Source organism: Arthrobacter sp. AOP36-A1-22 (assembly GCF_052377615.1).
In the GTDB taxonomy this organism is placed as follows: Bacteria; Actinomycetota; Actinomycetes; order Actinomycetales; family Micrococcaceae; genus Arthrobacter_H.
In genome coordinates, this window is record NZ_JBQSWX010000002.1 from 239,924 (window position 1) to 256,408 (window position 16,485).

Genomic DNA, 16,485 nt, shown 5'->3' on the forward strand with positions numbered 1-16,485 from the left:
AGTTTAGGCGGTGGGTGCCAGCAGGAGCGTTTCGATGGATTGCCCGAGGATGTCGACCGCCTCGGGGGAGAGGTTGTCCCCGGTGATCAGGACATCCGCCGTGCCGAGTTCGGCGATCTGGCACAACCCGGTGATGCCCCATTTGCTGTGGTCCGCGACGACGACGAGTTCCGCCGCCGCGGACATGAACGCCTGGTTGGCTTGGGCTTCGAGCATGTTCGGGGTGGTGAAACCGTCTTCGGCGGTCATGCCATGGATCCCCATGAAGCAGATGTCCACATGCAGCTGGGCCAGGGCGGCCGTGGCCAACGGGCCCACCAGGGCGTCGGAGGGGGTCCGGATGCCACCGATGAGGATGACCGACTGGGAAGGGTTGTCGGCACTGTAGAAGACCTCGGCGATGCGGGGGGAGTTCGTCACCACCGTCAGGTCGGCAATACCCGTGCAGTGACCGGCCAGGGCATAGGTGGTGGTCCCGGAATTCAGTGCCACGGACATGCCAGGTTCGATCAGTTCGGCCGCCCGCAGCGCCAGGGCCTCCTTCTCGGGGGCCGCGAGCCCGAGTTTGCGGGTGAAGCCGGGCTCGATGCTGGTGGCCGATTGTTCACGGGTGGCCCCGCCGTGGACCTTGACCAGTTCCCCGGCCGCTGCCAGCGCGTTCAGATCCCGCCGGACGGTCATCTCCGAGATGCCCAGTTCGTGGGAGAGCTCGGTGACGCGCACCTGTCCGTATTTGTTCAACTCGTCCAGGATGTGCCGACGACGTTGCTGCGGGAGCATTTCTGCCATGTTCGGGACACCTTTTTCGGGGATTGCGGGGAGCGGACGGACGGAGGGCGGGATGGCCCGGTCAGATCAGCATAGTCGAGGTTCGGAAATGTGCGAGTGGTTCTTTTTTCAAAAAATACCGATAAATCCCGCCAAAAGCGCCCTCGACAATTGGTTGACATCGACCCCTTGCGCTCCAAAGTGACGCGTGCCATAGTAGCGATAAGTCTGATTACGTTGCTTTATGATCGACTTTGAGTGTTTTTCAAGAATTCTCCGTCGCCTGGCACCTGAAACGGGTCTGCGGCACAACCCAAGGAGTCACCGTGGCACAGTCCAACCCCCGGAAGAGCGGATATTCGTTCGCACCCAGCCCGTCTTCGCTCGGAGCTGGTCTCAGCGTCCCGGTGGGCCGCCGCTCGGTGCTCGGCGGGGCCGTGGGCCTGTCGGCCATGGCCGCGTTGACCGCCTGCGGAGGAGGCGGAGGAGGCTCGGACGTCAAGGAGGGCACCGGGGCCATCTCCTTCGGCTCCAACCAGTCCGATGCCGTGCCGAAGGCCGCCTATAAGAAGATGATCGACACCTTCAAGAAGGACTCCGGTTCCAAGGTCAGCATCAACACGGTGGACCACAACACCTATCAGGAGCAGATCAACTCCTACCTGCAAGGCGAACCCGATGACGTGTTCAGCTGGTTCGCCGGCTACCGCATGCGCTTCTTCGCCGACCAGGGTCTGGCCGGGGACGTCAGCTCCGTCTGGGACAACATCGGTGACGATTTCAGCGAGGCCTTCAAGGCCTCCGCGACCGCAACCGACGGCAAGCAGTATTTCGTTCCGGTCTCCTACTACCCCTGGGCCGTGTTCTACCGCAAGTCGGTGTTCGCGGACAAGGGCTACGACATCCCCACCACGCTGGACGAGTACATCAGCCTGAGCAAGGAGATGCAGAAGGACGGGCTGACCCCCATCGGCCTCGGCGACAAGGACGGGTGGCCGGCCATGGGCACCTTCGACATCCTGAACATGCGCATCAACGGCTACGACTTCCACACCAGCCTCCTGGCCGGCGAAGAATCGTGGGAATCGGATGAGGTCAAGGACGTCTTCGACACGTGGGCCAAGCAGATGCCCTACCACCAGAAGGGTGGCCTGGGCCGTGACTGGCAGGAAATGGCCCAGGGGCTGCTGCAGAAAAAGACCGGCATGGCGGTCTTCGGCATGTCGATCTCACAGCAGTTCCAGGGAGCGGAGGGCGGCGAGGCCTTGGAGGACCTGGATTTCTTCAAGTTCCCCAAGATCAACGACGAACACGGCACGGACTCCATCGACGCCCCCACCGACGGGTTCATGATGAGCGCGAAGACCGAAAACGGTGGAACCGCCAAGGACCTCCTCGAGTTCCTGGGCAGTGCCGAAGCGGAGCAGATCAACACCGAAGCCGATAAGTCGATCGTGGGCCCGGCGACGAACGTGGACACCTCCAACTACACGGCCCTGCAGAAGAAGGCGGTGGAACTGGTCGGGGAAGCCAAGCACACCGCACAGTTCCTGGACCGCGACACCCGCCCTGACTTCGCCTCCACGGTGATGATCCCCTCGCTGCAGGCCTTCATCAAGGACCCGAAGGACATCAACAACATCCTGAAGGACATCGAGGCGCAGAAGAAGGCCATCTTCACCGCCTGATGCCGCTGCAGGAGAGGAACACCATGACTACGACGACACAGAGCGCGCCTGCGGCCCCACCCCGCAAGGTCCGCCGCTACAGCAGCACCGACCGGGTGGTACTGACCCTGATGCTCGGTGCCCCGGCGCTGGTGGTGCTGGCCTTCATCTGGGGGCCGGCGCTGGGCTCGGTGTTCCTCTCCTTCACCCGGTGGAACGGGGTGACGGCCATGGAACCCGTCGGGTTCCAGAACTACCAGCAACTGGCCACCATCTACCCGCCCTTCTGGCCGGCCATGTGGCATAACGTGATCTGGTTGCTGGTCCTGGCCCTGGTGGCCACCCCACTGGGATTGTTCCTGGCCGTGCTGCTGGACAAGAACATCAAGGGAACCCGCGTCTACCAGAGCATCTTCTACCTTCCGGTGGTGCTCTCCCTGGCCCTGGTCGGCTTCATCTGGACCCTGCTCTACTCGCAGGACCAGGGGCTGATCAACCAGCTCACCGGTGCCAACGTGAACTGGCTGGGCAACTCGGACATCAACCTCTGGGCCGTGCTCGTGGCGGCCAGCTGGCGCCATGTCGGCTACATCATGATCCTCTACCTGGCCGGACTGAAGGGGGTCGACGTCTCGATCAAGGAGGCGGCGGCGATCGATGGAGCCAACCAGCGACAGACCTTCTTCCAGGTCGTCTTCCCGACCCTGAAGCCCATCAACGTGATCGTCCTGGTGGTGACGGTCATCGAAGGGCTGCGCGCCTTCGACATCGTCTACATCATCAACAAGGGAACCAACGGGCTGGAACTGCTCTCGGTGCTGATCACCAACAACATCATCGGCGAGGCCAGCCGGATCGGCTTCGGTTCGGCGATCGCCGTCGTCCTGCTGGTCATCTCGCTGGTGTTCATCATCACGTACCTGGTTCAGACCTTCAAGAAGGAGGGGGCCCGATGAGTGCCGCCACCACGACCCCCGACGAATCCCATCCGGACCGCACCGGCACATCCTCCGCCACCGTGGTGACGCAGGAAGCGCCGCCCCGGGGCCGCCATGGAACCGGGCGCAGGAGCAGCACCTCGGCCCCCTCCGCCGCACCAGGGCGGAAGAACAAGGCCCCGTTGCGCCCCGGACGGGTCATCCTCCATGTGGGCCTCATCGTCTGGGCGGTCCTGTGGCTGGCCCCGCTGGCCTGGGCCGTCTACACCTCCCTGCGTCCCTATTCGGAGACGGCGGAGAAGGGCTACGTGTCCCTGCCGGACACGCTGAACTTCAACAACTACGTCACCGCCTGGACGCAGGCCGACCTGCCGCACTATTTCCTGAACTCGCTCTACATCGCCGTCCCGGCGGTCATCATCGTGTTGTTCATGTCCTCGATGGCCGCCTTCGTCCTGGCCCGCTTCAGCTTCAAGTTGAACCTGTTCATGCTGATGTTCTTCACCGCCGCGAACCTGTTGCCCCAGCAGGTCATCATCACCCCGCTGTACCGGATGTTCCTGTCCCTGGACATCTACAACACCCAGTTCGGGGTCGTGCTGATCAATGTGGCCTTCCAAATGGGTTTCTGCGTCTTCGTGCTCAGCAACTTCATGAAGGCACTGCCCGACGAACTCGGAGAAGCCGCCCAGGTCGACGGGGCAGGGGTCTGGCGGCAGTTCTACCAGATCGTCCTGCCGCTGACCCGCCCGGCACTGGCGGCCCTGGCCACCCTCGAGTTCGCCTGGATCTACAACGACTTCTTCTGGGCACTGGTCCTGCTCCGCGATGGCGACGCCATGCCGGTGACCAGTGCGTTGAACAACCTCAAGGGAGCGTTCTTCACCGACAACAACCTCGTGGCCGCCGGTGCGGTCATGATCGCCCTGCCGACAGTGATCTTGTTCATGATCCTGCAGAAGCACTTCGTCGCCGGGCTGACCCTCGGCAGCAGCAAGTAGGAGGAACCCCGTGACCGACCAGCAGGCATTGCCGTACCACCTCGACCCCTCACCCGGAGCCGGCCTGTTGCCGGCGCGGGCCCATCTCTGCTCGGACCGGCCCGAAGCCAGCCTGAACGGGGACTGGGGGTTCAGGTATTCGCCCTCGGTGGCCGCCGCCCACCAGGATCCCGCCGCGCAGGAGGCCTTGTTCCCCGACGCGGTGGCCGTTCCCGGGCACTGGGTGTTGGATGCGGCCAACGGGCCGCTGGTGACCGGGCAGATCAACCGCTTCGGCAGCCCCTGGTACACCAACGTGGACTACCCGTTCCCGCTGGACCCGCCCCATGTCCCCGACGAGAACGGCACCGGCGACTACCTGCGCGAGTTCACGCTCGAGGAACTGGGCTTCGATTCCGGGGTCCTGGATTCCCTGGGCCGGGTGATCCTGCGGTTCGAAGGGGTCGAATCGACGTTCAAGGCCTGGCTCAACGGCACCGAACTCGGCCATGCCTCCGGCAGCCGGCTCACCCACGAATTCGATGTCACCTCCTCGGTGCACCACGGAACCGGGACCAACCGGCTGGTCGTGCGGGTGCACGCCTTCTCCGCCGCCAGCTATCTCGAGGACCAGGACCAGTGGTGGTTGCCGGGCATCTTCCGCGACGTCACCCTGATCGGTGAACCCGCCGCGGGGATCCGTGATGTCCACGTCGTCGCCGATTACGACGCCGGTGCCGGGCATCTGGCACTGGAAGCGACGGCCCCGGCGGGGTCCTTCCCGCTGCGGTTCTCACTGCCGGAACTGGGGATCGAGCAGACGATCGAGGCCCCCACCGATGGGACGTCCACGGCCATGCTCGACGTCCCCGTCGGCCGGGTCCACGGCTGGACCGCCGAGACCCCGCGGCTCTACACCGCCACCCTGGCCTCCCCGGGGGAAACCGTCACGCTGCGGCTGGGATTCCGGCGGGTCGACATCGCCGAAGGGGTGCTGCGCGTCAATGGCGCACCCATCCGCTTCCGCGGGGTGAACCGGCACGAATTCCATCCGGTCACCGGCCGGGCGATCACCACCGAATTCACCCGCAGCGAGCTGGAAACGATGAAGCGGCACAACATCAACGCCATCCGCACCAGCCACTACCCGCCCAACCACCACCTGCTGGACCTCGCCGACGAGCTCGGGTTCTGGCTCATCGACGAATGCGATCTGGAGACCCACGGCTTCGTCGCCACCGGCTGGGAATCCAACCCCTCCGACGACCCGATCTGGCTGCCGGCCTACCTGGATAGGATCGAACGCACCTGGCGCCGCGACGCGAACCACGCCTGTGTGGTGATGTTCTCGCTGGGCAACGAATCGGGCACCGGGGCCAACCTGGCCGCCATGGCCGACTGGCTGCGCCGCCACGACCCCACGCGCCCCATCCACTACGAGGGCGACCACGAGGCCCGCTACACCGACGTCTACTCCCGCATGTATGCCACCCCGACCGAATCGGAGTCGCTGCTGGCCGGGAACCCCGTCCCCTCGGTCAGTGCCGAAGGCTCCGGGCGCATCGGGACCCAGCCCTACATCCTGTGCGAGTACGTGCACGCCATGGGCAACGGACCCGGGGGGATGAGCGACTACGAGGCCCTCTTCGACGCCTACCCCCGGGCCGCGGGCGGCTTCGTCTGGGAGTACAAGGACCACGGCATCCTCGCCTCCACCCCCGATGGCCAGCCGGTCCACGCCTATGGCGGGGACTTCGCGGAACCGATCCACGATTCCAACTTCGTCCTGGACGGACTCGTCTTCGCCGATGGCACCCCGAGCCCCGGACTGACCGAATATGCCAAGGTCATCGAACCCGTCAGGATCACCGTCGGGGAGGAGCTGCGGATCGAGAACCGGCAGGACTTCGCGGACACCTCCGACTACCTCTTCCGTTGGCGGCTCGACGCCGCCGACCCGGCCCCCGACGGGTCCGGCACACCGTTGGCCGAAGGGGTCCTGGACGTGGCGCCTACGGCGCCCCGGTCCACGGCCACCGTGCCCGTCCCCGTGGTGGCGGGCCGGCATCCCGGCGCGCTGCTGGGTGTCTCCGTGCAGCTGGCCGACCCGACCTGGTGGGCGCCGGCCGGCCACGAGGTCGCCTGGGGGCAGGGACGCCTCGCCGGAACGCCGGCCCTTGCCGAAGCCCCCGGGCAGGCCGGGCAGCACGCGCAGGATGCCGGGCAACCCTGGGAACTGGCCTCCTTCGACGAGGCCGGAATGCTGGCCTCCCTCGCCGACCTGGAACTGGCCGGGCCCGAACTACTGGCCTACAGGGCCCCCACCGACAACGACGAAGGCACCATCGAACCCAGCCGCGGCATGCGCCCCGGCGGACCCGATACGGCAGGGAACAACGCCCAGGCCCCGGAGGACTTCGACTGGGAGGCCTACGCCGGGCTGGCCCCGGGCCCCGTCATCGCCGTGGCGGAACACTGGCGGACCGCCGGATTGCACCGGCTGCAACGCCGGACCCTGTCCATGCGGGCCACGGCCCGGGAACTGTCCAGCGTCTACCGCTATGGCGCCCCGGCCCGGCCCGAGGGCTTCGACGTCGATCTGCACTTCAGCGCCACCGGAACGACCCTGCGCCTCCGGGCGAAGATGCAGGCCCTGCAGGACTACGGATTCCCGCTGGCCCAGCTCGGCCTCGGATTCACCCTGCCGGCCGCGGCGCTCACCGACGACTGCACCGCCCGATTCACCGGGGCCGGACCGGGCGAGAGCTACGCCGACTCCCGCTCGGCCCAACGCTTCGGCACCCACCGGTTGCCGGTGGGGCAACTGCGCACCGGCTACCCGCGCCCGCAGGCCAACGGCCGCCGCGGCGACCTGCGGTCCCTGGACCTGGACCTGGTGGACGGCAGGACCCTTCGGCTGACCATCCTGGAGGGCCCGGCCGATACCGGATTCACGCTCAGCCCCTGGAGCCAGCAGGAACTGGCCGGGGCCAGCCATCCCACCGAACTGCCCGAATCCACCCACTGGCATCTGGGGATCGACGCCGGCCAGCACGGGCTGGGCAGCCGCTCCTGCGGCATCGACGTCGCCGACGCGGAGGCCTTCACGGCCCGTCGTGCCGAGCTGCTCCTGGAACTGGCCGTGCTCCCGGAACGCGGTGGGACCCCATGAGCCTGCACCGTCTCAGCGGGGACGGGGTCGCCTTGCTCCTGCAGACCGCCGGCGATCCCGCCGTCGTGCACTTCGGCGCCGACCCGGGGGCCCTGCCCGGACGGGAATCGACCGGCCCGGTGCTGCATTCGAACTACGACCACCCGCTGAGCATGCCGTTGTGGCCGCAGGCCAGTGCCGGCTGGGCGGGCACCCCGTTGCTCGAGGGCGGACGCGGCGGACGGGACACCTCCGTGCGCTTCACCGATCCCGAGGTGCGCCGCGGGGACAGCCAGCTCGTCCTCACCGCCACCGATGCCGAGGCCGGACTGGAACTGGAAACCACCGTGGAATTGCTGCCCGGCGGACTACTGCGGCTGCGCCACGCCCTGACCAATACGGGCGATGCGGGCTATGAGGTCAGGGCGCTGAACACGATGCTCCCCGTCGGACAGCAGGCCACCGAACTACTGGATACCGCAGGACGCTGGTCCCGCGAACGATCCGAACAACGCCTGCCCTTCGTCACCGGAACCCATGCCCGGACCGGACGACGGGGTCGGACCGGGCACGACGCCCCGTTGCTCCTGGCCGCCGGAACCCCCGGCTTCGCCCACCGCCGCGGCGAACTCTGGGCGGCCCACCTGGGCTGGAGCGGAAACAGCACGGTCTTCGCCGAACGCACCGCCGACCCGTCCCGCGCCCTGGGGGCCGGGGAACTGCCGGGGACCGGGGAGATCGTCCTGGAGACCGGGCAGAGCCATACCGGTCCGTGGGTCTACTTCGCCTATTCGCCGGCAGGACTGGACGGGGTCGCCTCCCGTTTCCATACCTACCTGCGCTCCCGCCCGGGCCATCCGCGCCGGGCCCGGCCCGTGGTGCTCAACACCTGGGAAGCCGTCTATTTCCGGCATGACCTCGACGAGCTCGTCTCGTTGGCCCATGCGGCAGCCGAGGCCGGGGTGGAACGATTCGTGCTCGACGACGGATGGTTCGGCTCCCGCCGTGACGACACCTCGGGACTGGGGGACTGGCAGGTCTCCGGGCAGGTCTGGCCGGAGGGGCTGGTCCCGTTGATCAGCCGGGTCAACGAGTTGGGCATGGAATTCGGTCTCTGGGTCGAACCCGAAATGGCCAACCCCGATTCGGCACTGGCCACCGACCACCCCGACTGGCTGTGCCGGGCCCGGGGAGACCGGTTGGCCCCGACCTGGCGGAACCAGCACGTCGTGGACCTGACTGTGCCCGAGGCCTACACCCACCTCTTCACCGCCCTGGATGCGGTGTTGACGGATGCCGCGCAGGCCGGGGCACCGATCTCGTTCCTGAAATGGGACCAGAACCGGGATCTGACCGATCTGGCCTCGGCCGGCCGGCCTTCGCAGCACGGGCAGACGCTGGCCGCCTACGCCCTGATGGACCAGCTGAAGGCCGCCCATCCCGGATTGGAAATCGAATCCTGTTCCTCCGGCGGGGCCCGGGTGGACCTCGGGGTGCTCGAACACGCCGACCGGGTCTGGGCCTCGGACTCCAACGACGCCCTGGAACGCCAACACATCCAGGAACTGACCCAACGCGTGCTGGCCCCCGAACTGGTCGGACAGCATATCGGCCCGGCCACGTCCCATACCTCGGGGCGCACCCACGCGTTGGCCTTCCGCGGGATCACCGCCCTCTTCGGCCACTTCGGGCTCGAATGGGATATCCGCGAAGCCCGCGGGGCCGACCGGGCGACCCTGCACCAGCTGGTCGGGTTGTATAAGAAGCACCGCGGACTGCTGCATTCCGGTATCCAGGTCCGGGCCGACCTGGGGGACGCGGCATTCAGCCTCTACGGAACCGTCGCCGCCGACGGCGGCGAAGCACTGTATGCCTTCGCGCTGCTGCGTTCCTCCGAAGGCGCCGGCCCGGGAGTCATCGCCCTGCCGGGCCTGCAGGAGGAGAAGACCTACCGGGTCAGGGCCATCGTGCCCGGTCGCGAACCGGGAACCTTCATCCACCGGGAACCGCCCGCGTGGCTGGAAGACGGCTTCACCGCCACGGGCAGTTATCTGTCCACCGTGGGATTGGCCCTGCCCGCACTGAACCCCGAGCGGGCCATCCTGCTCCATGCCGAAGCACTGGAGGCTTTGTGAGTACCATGAACAGCCCCACCGAAACCGCAGGAGCCGATGCCCTCCGCCAGCCCGTCCGGGCCCGGATGGCCGATGGCCGTGAACTGCTGTATTTCTTCGACCACCCCGGCCAGCATGAGGACTTCGTCCCCCCGGCGGACCTGCGGGAACTGCCGGAGCGGCCCAGCCCCGCCCGGCTACGCCGTGACCCATTGACCGGTGAATGGGTGTCCTTTGCCGCCCACCGGCAGGGCAGGACGCATCTGCCACCGGCCGACGAATGCCCGCTGTGTCCCTCGGGGCCCGAGCGGTCCACCGAAGTCGCCGCCGCACAGTACGACGTCGTCGTGTTCGAGAACCGCTTCCCCTCCTTCGGGCCGGGGCAACAGGAGCAGCAGCGCTCCGAGGCGATGGGGGAGACTTACCCGGCCGAGGGCCGCTGCGAGGTCATTGCCTTCGGCGCCGACCACGGGGATTCCTTCGCCGACCTGGATGTCCCACGGGCCCGGACCGTCGTGGACGCCTGGGCCCAGCGCACCGCGGAGCTCTCCGCCCTGCCCGGCGTCGAGCAGGTCTTCGCCTTCGAGAACCGGGGGGCGCAGATCGGGGTGACCCTGCACCACCCGCATGGGCAGATCTACTCCTACCCCTACGTCACCCCGCGCACCCTGACCCAACTGGACCAGGCCCAACGCCACCGCGAGGAAACCGGACGCAACCTCATGCAGGACGTCCTGGACTTCGAGGTGGCCGCAGGAACCCGGATCGTGGAGAGGACCGAATACTTCACCGTGTTCGTTCCCTTCGCCGCCCGGATGCCCGTGGAGGTCCATGTGGTCCCGAACCGGCACGTCGCCGATCTGGCGGGGCTCACGGCCCGGGAACGCTCCGACCTGGCCGATGTCTACCTGCGCCTGCTCCGCGGCGTCGACGCCCTCTATGCGACTCCGACCCCGTATATCGCCGCCTGGTTCCAGGCCCCCGTCCGGCACCCCGCGGCCGGGGAACTGCGCCTGCACCTGCAATTGACTTCCCCGCGGCGGGCCGAGGAAAAACTCAAATACCTGGCAGGATCGGAAGCCGCGATGGGGGCCTTCATCGCCGACGTCACCCCCGAAACCACCGCCGCACGCCTACGGGCCGCCCTCGCAACGCCGACCGGAGCCAGCGCATGAAGCCCGGGGAGAAGGACGCCGCATCCCTGGAGCAGCTCTCGGCCGGCTTCGCCACCCTCTTCGGTGGCCGGCCCGATGGCATCTGGGCGGCACCGGGCCGGGTGAACCTCATGGGCGAACACACCGACTACAACGAAGGGTTCGTTCTGCCCTTCGCCTTGCGGAACAGTGCCCGGGTCGCGGTGGCCCTACGGCCCTCGGGGCCGGCCCGGTTGCGGGTGGCCTCGCTGCAGGGGGCGGATCCTGCGGGAACCGGCCAGACGGCCCTCGCCGGGGAAATCGCCGAGGTGGACCTGGACCGGCTCGAGCCCGCCGACGTCGTCCCCTGGGCCAGATACCTGGCAGGGGTCATCTGGGCCCTCCAACAGCGCGGGCACCACGTGCCGGGGGTGGATGTCCTGCTGGACTCCGACGTCCCCTCGGGCGCCGGTTTGTCCTCCTCGGCGGCCATCGAATGCGCGGTGGCCCTGGCCCTGGATGAGCTCCTGGACGCCGGCATCGACCGGGAGGAACTGGTGCTGGTCTGCCAACAGGCGGAAAACGACTTCGTCGGGGCCCCCACCGGGATCCTGGACCAGTCCGCGTCCCTGCTGGGCACCGCGGGCCATGCGTTGTTCCTGGACTGCCGTAGCCGTCTCTCCCGGCAGGTGCCGCTGGATCTGGCCGCCGAATCCCTGGTGCTTCTGGTGATCGATACCAAGGTCGTCCACGCGCATGAATCCGGCGGGTACAAGGACCTCGTGGCAGCCTGCGCCCGCGGTGCCGCCGGGCTGGGGGTCCCGGCACTGCGTGATGTGGGTCTCGAGCGGCTTGTCGAGGCCGCGGAGGTCCTGGACGCCGCGACCTTCGCCCGGGTGCGCCATATCGTGACCGAGAACCAGCGGGTCCTGGACACGGTGGCGGCGTTGGAGACCGGGGGCCCGCGCACCATCGGCCCGTTCCTGGATGCCAGCCATGCCTCGATGCGCGATGACTTCGGCATCTCCTGCGTCGAACTCGATGCCGCCGTGGAGGCGGCACAGCAGGCCGGGGCGTTCGGGGCCCGGATGACCGGGGGAGGCTTCGGGGGATCGGCGATCGCCCTGGTCGACGTCGCCGCGGCGGAGGCCGTGGGGACCGCCGTTCGGGAACGCTTCGCCGCCGAGGGATACCGGCCCCCGGATATCTTCGCCGTCCAGCCCGGGGCCGGGGCCCGGAGGCGGACCACCCAGGCATGAGGAAGGCCCCGGCTTTCGGGGGGAGAAAGCCGGGGCCGGATTCATCACTCGCACCTGATGAGGTGTTTAAAACACTAGGGGCCGAACCTAGCTGCCCGCTGTGTGTGGGGTGGGGGTTGGCTGCGAACCCCTCGGTTCCGGTCATGGCCGCAGCCCAGGGGGGGCTGGGGCGGACATGATGAAGGCCCCAGTCCGGGCAGGACTGGGGCCTTGTGTTTCATCACTCGCACCTGATGAGGTACTTATGACTCTAGGGGCCGAAGCTTTGAGTTGGCTGTACGCCGGGTGGGCATTGCCCCGGGATCGGTGCGGGGCCGCCGGGGCGCTACTCCTCCTCCACGGCCGCGGGCTCGTATTCGTTGACGGCCTCGGGGTCGCGTCCGGTCCAGATCTTCACGATCGCCCAGCCGACGGCGGTCAGCGGGACGGAGAGCACGGCGCCGACGACACCGCTGAGCACGGTGCCCACGGTCAGGGCCAGCAGGATGACCAGTGCGTGCAGGTGCAGGGCCTGGCCCATGACGACCGGTTGCAGGAAGTTGCTCTCGAGCTGGTTGACCAGGATCACCACGCCCAAAACGATCAGGGCCACGACGGGACCGTTCGCGACCAGGGCCACGAGGGTCGCCAGGATCCCGGCGAAGGTGGCCCCGACCAGCGGGATGAAGGCGGTGATGAAGACGATGGCGGCCAGGGGCAGGGCCAGGGGGACCTGCAGGATCCACAAGGCGATGCCGATACCTGCGGCATCGACGAAGGCTACGGTGGCGGTCCCGCGGATGTAGCCACCCAGGGTGTGGATGGTCCGGTAGCCGCTGGCACGCCATTGGGCGTCGTGGCTGCGCGGGATCCAGGACAGGAAGAAGGCCCAGATCTTGTCGCCGTCCTTCAGGAAGAAGAACAGGATGACCAGCAGCAGCAACAGGCCGGTGAAGAAGCTCCCGGCCGCAGACAGGCCCGACAGGGCGCCGGCGCCGAACTGCTTGCTGGTCAGGAAATCGGTGACGACGTGGACACCTTCATCGATCTGCTTCTGGCCGATCTGGATGGGCAGGTCCTTGACCATGTCCTGGAGTTGTCCGAACCCCTGGACGGCCTGGTCGACCAGGCCCGACCATTCGGCGCGGACAGCGAAGACGATCGCCGTCCCGACGCCCCCCAGGATCACGAAGGAGCCCAGAAAGACCGTCCAGGCGGCCAACATCGCGGAGACATGGCGCCGCATCAGCAGCACCAGCGGCCAGAGGGCACTGGTGAGGATCAGGGCGATCAGTAGCGGTAGCACGACGACGCTGACCTGTGCCAGCCCGACAACGGCGACACCGGCCAGGACAAGCACCAGCAGGACCTGGGCGGCCCGGGTCGCGGTGCGGCCCAAGGCGTTGGACCACAGCAATGCCACCCGGTCCGTGGGGGCCACGCGGGGATCCGCGGCTCCCAGCGAATCGATCTGGGCGTGGCGTGCGCCGGGACTGACGGGTAGCGCCGGGGCATTGCTGCGCCTGGAGCGGCGACGGAATAAACGAAGACTCATCGGATGACCTCTGGATTCATGCCACCACTCTAGGCGAGCAACCGGGCGCTGACCTGCTAATCGGCGATGTAGAACAGACGTTTGTTCACGAATTCATCCATTCCCAGCGGGCCCAGTTCGCGGCCGTAGCCCGAACGCTTGACCCCGCCGAACGGTAGATCAGCGTCCTCGCCGATGCCGTTGACGTTGGCCATGCCGACCTGCAACCGCTGGGCGAGCTTGCGGGCCCGCTCCTCGTCGGTGCTGAAGACCGCGCCGCCCAGACCGTATTGGGTGTCGTTGGCCAGGCGGATGGCCTCCTCGTCGGAGGAGACCTTGTAGACGACCGCGACGGGGCCGAAGAGTTCCTCGCGGTAGGCCCGCATGTCCTCGGTGACGCCGGTCAGCACGGCGGGGGAGTAGTAGCAGGACGGGCCGTCATGGAGGGTTCCGCCGGCATGCAGGGTGGCGCCCTGGGCGACGGCGTCCTGCACCTGCTCGTGCACCGCCTCGGCGGCGGCGCGGGAGGACAGCGGGCCGAACGTGCCCGCCTCCTCGGCGGCCGGGTCCCCGGGGACCAGCCCGTGGGCCTGCGCGGTGAGACCCGCCACGAAATCGTCGTAGATGTCCTCCATGACGATCATGCGCTTATTGGAGTTGCAGGCCTGTCCGGTGTTTTCGACCCGGGTGTCCCAGGCCAGTTTGGCGGCGGCCGCCACGTCCGCGGAATCCAACACCACGTAGGGGTCCGAACCCCCGAGTTCAAGTACTGCCTTCTTCAGGTTCTTGCCGGCCAGCTGCCCGATGATCGCCCCGGCCCGCTCGGAACCGGTCAGCGAGACCCCCTGGATGCGCGGGTCGGCGATGACATCGGCAATCTGGTCATGCGTGGCGAACAGGTTCACGTAGGCGCCCGCCGGGACCCCGGCGTCGTCCATGATCTGTTTGATGGCCAAGGCCGAGCGGGGGCAGGTCTCGGCGTGCTTGAGCACGATCGTGTTGCCCAGCATCAGGTTCGGCGCGACGAAGCGGGCGACCTGGTAGTACGGGAAGTTCCACGGCATGATCCCCAGGAGCGGGCCGACCGGCAACCGCTGGACCATGGCGCGGCCCCCGCCGATGGCCTTGATCTCCTGATCGGCGGCCAGGGTGGGGCCTTCGGTGGCGAAGTAGTTGAAGATGTCGGTGCAGAACTCGGCCTCGTCCTTGGACTCCGAGAACGGCTTGCCCATCTCCAGGGTGATCGTGGAGGCGAGCTCGTCGGCCCGTTCGGTGAACAGTTCGGCGACGCGCTTGACGATGACGGCCCGGTCGGCGATGGGCAGGGCGCCCCAGGAATCGTAGGCGGCCTGGGCGGCGTCCACGGCCTCGCGGACCTGGGCGTCGGTTGCGGTTTCGAAGGTCTCGACGACCTCACCGGTGGCGGGGTTCTGCACGCGGTAGCCGGACGGGTTGGACTGCTGGGCGGTGGTGGTCACTGCCGGTCTCCTCTTCGTTGAAACTCACGGCGCCCTGGGCGGAGGCCGCACGGATCCATCATGTCCCGGATCCCCGGCTTTGTGAATCGAGTCACTGCATCTGCACATTTTGGCGGCCCTGCTTCAGTGCAAGGGCCCGGGGCCGCGGGGGTGCGGGGCTGGACGCTGGAGGAGCTTCCGGAGCCGGAGAAGCTGCCGCCGCTGCCGCCGGAGCCGGTCCCCGCTCAGGGCGGCGACGGCCGGTGCCGCTGCGGCGAGGTGCCCGCCGAGGCGGGGTCGTTGGGGGAGCGGCTCCTGGGTGCGGTGTCCACCGGCTGCACCTGCCTAGGACTGGGAGAAGCGGCGCCAGATGTCCACGCTGTCGGCTCCGCTGGTGATTCCATCGATCAGTTCCAGTTCCTCCGGGGTGAAGGAGGTGTTTTCCACGGCCGAAAGGTTCTCGTCAAGCTGCCGGGTCGAGGAGGCCCCGATGAGCACGGAGGTCACCCCGCCCTCGCGCAGCAGCCAGGCGATGGCCATCTGGGGCAGGGTCTGGCCTCGTTGCTCGGCCAGCCGGGCCAGTTCGCGGACCGTGGACAGGTTCTCCTCGGTGAGTCCGGCCAGCGAGGACCTGCCTCCGGCGGGGACCGCGTTCTTGTCGTCCAGGTATTTCCCGGTCAGCAGGCCCTGGGCCAAGGGGGTGAAGGCGATCGAGCCCATGCCCAGTTCCTCCAGGGTGTCCAGCAACCCGTCCTCGACCCAGCGGTTGAGCATCGAGTAAGAGGGCTGGTGGATGACCAGCGGGGTGCCGAGTTCACGGGCCACGGCCTTCGCGGCGGCGGTCCGCTCCGGTGAGTAGGAGGAGATGCCGACGTAGAGGGCCTTGCCCTGGCGGACCAGCTGGTCCAGTGCGCCGATGGTTTCCTCGATGGGCGTGTTCGGATCGGGTCGGTGCGAGTAGAAGATGTCGACGTAATCCAGGCCCAGACGCTGCAGGGATTCATCGGCGGAGGCCCGGAGGTACTTGGCCGAGGCCCAGTTCCCGTACGGGCCCGGCCACATGTCGTAACCGGCCTTCGAGGAGATGATCATCTCGTTGCGGTAGGGGCGGAAATCGGTACGCATCATGCGTCCGAAGTTCTCTTCGGCGGAACCGGCGGGCGGGCCGTAGTTGTTCGCCAGGTCGAAATGGGTGATCCCGTGGTCGAAGGCGTGGCGCAGGATCTCCCGCTGGGTGCCGAAGGTCCTGTTGTCCCCGAAGTTCCACCACAGGCCCAGGCTCAACGGGGGCAGCAGCAGGCCGGAGTTGCCGACCCTGCGGTACTGGAGGTCGTCGTAGCGCTCGAGGGCGGCGACGTAGGGATCGTGGGTTTCCGGGGTGCGGGGGGTGTGGACGTCATCAGCCATGGGGTGCTCCTGGGGACGGGAAGACAAGGTCAGCCCCATGCTACGCGGTGCCCGGGGAACTACCCCTCAGTGATCGATACCAGGCGGTGTCCCTTAGC

Annotated in this window: 11 protein-coding genes; 7 read left to right on the forward strand and 4 right to left on the reverse strand. The window is 67.6% G+C overall.

The annotated features are described in order from the left end of the window. Nucleotides 1-3 precede the first annotated feature (3 nt). On the reverse strand, nucleotides 4-789 hold the full coding sequence (locus ACT3S2_RS02505) for a DeoR/GlpR family DNA-binding transcription regulator (RefSeq protein ID WP_444553780.1): 786 nt from the start codon (nucleotides 787-789) through the stop codon (nucleotides 4-6). Nucleotides 790-1,094: 305 nt separating this feature from the next. Here ACT3S2_RS02505 and ACT3S2_RS02510 point away from each other — a divergent pair, with 305 nt between their 5' ends. Genes ACT3S2_RS02510 through galK form a run of 7 tightly spaced genes read left to right on the forward strand, consistent with a single transcriptional unit; the run spans nucleotide 1,095 to nucleotide 12,010 of the window. Beyond that, a complete protein-coding gene (locus ACT3S2_RS02510) occupies nucleotides 1,095-2,456 on the forward strand; it encodes an ABC transporter substrate-binding protein (protein WP_444553779.1) in 1,362 nt (453 codons plus the stop codon). Nucleotides 2,457-2,479: 23 nt separating this feature from the next. Continuing rightward, nucleotides 2,480-3,391, forward strand: coding sequence for a carbohydrate ABC transporter permease (locus ACT3S2_RS02515; protein ID WP_444553778.1), 912 nt, complete (start codon nucleotides 2,480-2,482; stop codon nucleotides 3,389-3,391). Further along, nucleotides 3,388-4,374: a carbohydrate ABC transporter permease gene (locus tag ACT3S2_RS02520; protein ID WP_444553777.1), complete on the forward strand. Its 987-nt coding sequence runs from the start codon at nucleotides 3,388-3,390 to the stop codon at nucleotides 4,372-4,374. Before ACT3S2_RS02515 ends, ACT3S2_RS02520 begins: the two co-directional genes overlap by 4 nt. A gap of 10 nt (nucleotides 4,375-4,384) precedes the next feature. Further along, nucleotides 4,385-7,525 (forward strand): glycoside hydrolase family 2 TIM barrel-domain containing protein, encoded by a 3,141-nt coding sequence (locus tag ACT3S2_RS02525; RefSeq protein WP_444553776.1) that lies wholly within the window; start codon nucleotides 4,385-4,387, stop codon nucleotides 7,523-7,525. Beyond that, on the forward strand, nucleotides 7,522-9,639 hold the full coding sequence (locus tag ACT3S2_RS02530) for an alpha-galactosidase (RefSeq protein WP_444553775.1): 2,118 nt from the start codon (nucleotides 7,522-7,524) through the stop codon (nucleotides 9,637-9,639). Before ACT3S2_RS02525 ends, ACT3S2_RS02530 begins: the two co-directional genes overlap by 4 nt. Before the next feature lie 5 nt (nucleotides 9,640-9,644). Further along, nucleotides 9,645-10,793 carry a galactose-1-phosphate uridylyltransferase gene (gene galT / locus ACT3S2_RS02535; RefSeq protein ID WP_444553916.1) on the forward strand — a complete coding sequence of 383 codons (1,149 nt, stop codon included), beginning with the start codon at nucleotides 9,645-9,647 and terminating at the stop codon, nucleotides 10,791-10,793. Then, nucleotides 10,790-12,010 carry a galactokinase gene (gene galK, locus ACT3S2_RS02540; protein WP_444553774.1) on the forward strand — a complete coding sequence of 407 codons (1,221 nt, stop codon included), beginning with the start codon at nucleotides 10,790-10,792 and terminating at the stop codon, nucleotides 12,008-12,010. The genes galT and galK overlap by 4 nt, the downstream gene beginning before the upstream one ends. Nucleotides 12,011-12,335: 325 nt before the next feature. On the opposite strand, the gene ACT3S2_RS02545 is transcribed toward galK, so the two are convergent. From ACT3S2_RS02545 to mgrA, 3 genes are all read right to left on the reverse strand, one after another. Further along, nucleotides 12,336-13,544 carry an AI-2E family transporter gene (locus ACT3S2_RS02545; RefSeq protein WP_444553773.1) on the reverse strand — a complete coding sequence of 403 codons (1,209 nt, stop codon included), beginning with the start codon at nucleotides 13,542-13,544 and terminating at the stop codon, nucleotides 12,336-12,338. Nucleotides 13,545-13,600: 56 nt separating this feature from the next. Beyond that, a complete protein-coding gene (locus tag ACT3S2_RS02550) occupies nucleotides 13,601-15,001 on the reverse strand; it encodes an NAD-dependent succinate-semialdehyde dehydrogenase (protein WP_444553772.1) in 1,401 nt (466 codons plus the stop codon). A gap of 324 nt (nucleotides 15,002-15,325) precedes the next feature. Further along, nucleotides 15,326-16,387 (reverse strand): L-glyceraldehyde 3-phosphate reductase, encoded by a 1,062-nt coding sequence (gene mgrA / locus ACT3S2_RS02555; RefSeq protein WP_444553771.1) that lies wholly within the window; start codon nucleotides 16,385-16,387, stop codon nucleotides 15,326-15,328. Between the last annotated feature and the right edge of the window lie 98 nt (nucleotides 16,388-16,485).

Excerpts from the sequence above, each read along its gene's own strand:
- galT (WP_444553916.1), top strand. The coding sequence starts at position 9,645 with ATGAACAGCCCCACCGAAACCGCAGGAGCCGATGCCCTCCGCCAGCCC.
- ACT3S2_RS02545 (WP_444553773.1), bottom strand. The coding sequence starts at position 13,544 with ATGAGTCTTCGTTTATTCCGTCGCCGCTCCAGGCGCAGCAATGCCCCG.
- ACT3S2_RS02530 (WP_444553775.1), top strand. The coding sequence starts at position 7,522 with ATGAGCCTGCACCGTCTCAGCGGGGACGGGGTCGCCTTGCTCCTGCAG.
- galK (WP_444553774.1), top strand. The coding sequence starts at position 10,790 with ATGAAGCCCGGGGAGAAGGACGCCGCATCCCTGGAGCAGCTCTCGGCC.
- ACT3S2_RS02505 (WP_444553780.1), bottom strand. The coding sequence starts at position 789 with ATGGCAGAAATGCTCCCGCAGCAACGTCGTCGGCACATCCTGGACGAG.
- ACT3S2_RS02520 (WP_444553777.1), top strand. The coding sequence starts at position 3,388 with ATGAGTGCCGCCACCACGACCCCCGACGAATCCCATCCGGACCGCACC.
- mgrA (WP_444553771.1), bottom strand. The coding sequence starts at position 16,387 with ATGGCTGATGACGTCCACACCCCCCGCACCCCGGAAACCCACGATCCC.
- ACT3S2_RS02515 (WP_444553778.1), top strand. The coding sequence starts at position 2,480 with ATGACTACGACGACACAGAGCGCGCCTGCGGCCCCACCCCGCAAGGTC.